Origin of the sequence: Vibrio sp. V19_P1S1T109, assembly GCF_002241375.1 — a bacterium.
Lineage (GTDB): Bacteria > Pseudomonadota > Gammaproteobacteria > Enterobacterales > Vibrionaceae > Vibrio > Vibrio anguillarum.
Genome location: NZ_NDIM01000096.1, coordinates 1 through 2,516 on the forward strand (window position 1 = coordinate 1; position 2,516 = coordinate 2,516).

2 protein-coding genes are annotated in these 2,516 nt (G+C 44.8%); one reads left to right on the forward strand and one right to left on the reverse strand.

The window, feature by feature from the left end; all coding sequences use genetic code 11:
- The first annotated feature begins 178 nt into the window (after nucleotides 1-178).
- Nucleotides 179-1,165 carry a lipid A deacylase LpxR family protein gene (locus B9J87_RS04510; protein ID WP_176429479.1) on the forward strand — a complete coding sequence of 329 codons (987 nt, stop codon included), beginning with the start codon at nucleotides 179-181 and terminating at the stop codon, nucleotides 1,163-1,165.
- 17 nt (nucleotides 1,166-1,182) lie between these two features.
- Here the strand turns inward: B9J87_RS04510 and B9J87_RS04515 are convergent.
- Nucleotides 1,183-2,516 (reverse strand): methyl-accepting chemotaxis protein (locus B9J87_RS04515; RefSeq protein WP_094149536.1); only part of this gene is annotated, 1,334 nt, incomplete at its 5' end.

Here is a 2,516-nt window from a genome sequence, read left to right on the forward strand (position 1 = left end):
TAGTTAAGCCCTGCTCGATGAGTGGGGCTTTTTTTATACTTAGAAATCAAAAATGCGCAATGCATTGACCACAAATGTTACGCTTACCACATTTATTTTGATTCAATTGCCTATTTATCAACTGAATAGCGCATCTTTCCTATATGATTAGGGCTTGTCTATACTCTGCAGTGTTCGTATGAAGCTATTTCACATTCTTCCATTGACGTTACTCAGTGCTTCTGCGCTGGCCTCTCAACACGCAACGGTTGCTTTTAACCTCGATAACGATGGCGTATTTGGCGTAGATCGCGACTACACCAATGGTTTATTTTTAAGCTACACCTCAGGGGCGATTGCTCCATATTGGTGGGCTAAACCACTCAGCCTTTCGGTTTGGGGAGCGGCCCCATTGGACAAATGGGAGATCAGCATTGGCCACAAAATGTGGACTCCTTCGGAGATTTCTCTTACCAAACCAGAGCCGAATGAACGACCTTACGCTGGGTATTTACACACCGGGCTTAACTATATTAGTTTGCATCCCCAACAAGCCACGCGGGCAAATTTAACCATTGGAACCACCGGAGATGCTGCGCTTTCTGAGAAAGCGCAAAAGTTAGTGCACAGCATCACTAAATCTGACGAACCCAATGGCTGGGCCTACCAAGTAGAGGAAAAAATCGTCGGCAGCGTGGGTTATCTGTCTCACTTTAATCTGGCACGATACCGCAGCTATGCAGGAACTGACGTTGAGCTTTCCAACGTTTCAGAGGTCAATGTAGGTAACTTTCGCAGTGATCTCTCCACAGGTTTTATGATGCGTTGGGGGACCGATCTTGCGGGTAACTTTGGCAGTGCTCAAATCAGTGCAGAAAACCCTTTCTCGGCAGGGATGATTGGTGCCTCGGATACTGGATGGTTTCTATTCGGAGGTGTAGAAGGACGCTATCGCTTCAATGACATTACCATCGAAGGAGATAGGCCTTTAAACGGATTGGATCACCCATCTGAATATTACCAAGTTAACTTGGAAAATCTTCAGGCGACCGCCGTAGTTGGTGCGGCTTGGTATATTCAACAAGTCGGTGCGAGTTTAACGTTCACCGCAAACACACCTGAGTATAAGGAAGACAAAAACTCCATTCACGGTGTCGGTAATATTTCTCTTTTTGCTTTTTTCTAACGTTTAGCAAACTGAAATTATATGGTGAAACTTTGGCAGTCTACACTTAGGCTGCTAGAGCGTTTATCCACAATCTGGCTGGTTGCTCTTAACTGTTCATTGTTCTCTTCCAAGGCTTTCATGGCTCGAGATATTTGTATCATATTATCTGCCATTGAATGGCTAGTGGTCGCCAAATCTCGGATCGATGCAAAAATGGCTTCTGTTTTATTCGCCGCTTCATCTGCTTTTTTGATAATTTGCGCGATGGCCTGTATTGCCTCATTACCTTTCTCTTGCCCACTCTGCATAGACTGCTCAGATTGCGCAATATAAGTGATTACTTCCGCACTTTCCTTTTGCATAGTATCAATCGTGCCGGAAATTTCGGCCACGGCATTGACCGTTCTTACTGCTAAACTTCGAACTTCATCAGCGACAACAGCAAAGCCTCGACCTTGCTCTCCCGCTCTCGCCGCTTCAATTGCGGCATTGAGTGCCAATAAGTTAGTCTGCTCGGCAATACCATTAATGATGTCCATCACCGAGTCTACTTTTGCAGAAGCTTGTTCAAGTTGATGAATGTGACCTGCGGCCGAGCTTAGGATTTTACCAACCTCAACCAGTGACGTAATAGCAACGGAAATCACTTTTCCTCCCTCTTCTGCGCTTTGCATAGAAGATTTGCTGAGTTCCGCAACAAACTCCAATGAGTTGGAGACTTCTTGGGTCGTCACGCTGACCTCTTCTGTGGCCGATGCCAATAATTGCGTTTGTCCCAAAACGTCAGATTGATTTGTCACCAAAGTGTCTAATCCAACATTCAGTGACGCGGCATCACCAGACAAGGCTTCACTGCTTTTCTGCACACCACTCACCAATTTCCCTAAATTTTCACAGCTTTGGTTAATGGCCAATGCCAGTTGATTGAATTCGTCCTTTTCGTTATTCGTCATCGGCATACGGCGTGACAAATCGCCACGCGAGATATTGTTCAACACGTGAATTGTTTGCGACAAAGAACGAGAAAGAGAAAAACTAAAGGTAAGGAAAATAGCAATGGTCAATATGGCAAGTAACGCACAGGCCGCCAATACAGACCACTGTGTTTGCGATGCGGTCGTTTTTGCGGCCAACTGATATTGCTCACTCAACGCGGAAAGCTTGGTTGAAATATCTTGAATCACCGACTTAACTTGCGCCTCTGTATCGCCTCTTTGTTTCTCCATCACTTGCAATTGCTGAGACAGTTCACTCACACGTAAAAAAGCCTGTTTAAATTGTTGTATCTCTTTTTCATACAGATCCAACATCGAATAAGAATCAGACATATTGACGAAACTGGCCATAGCACGATTAAACAGTTTTAAGT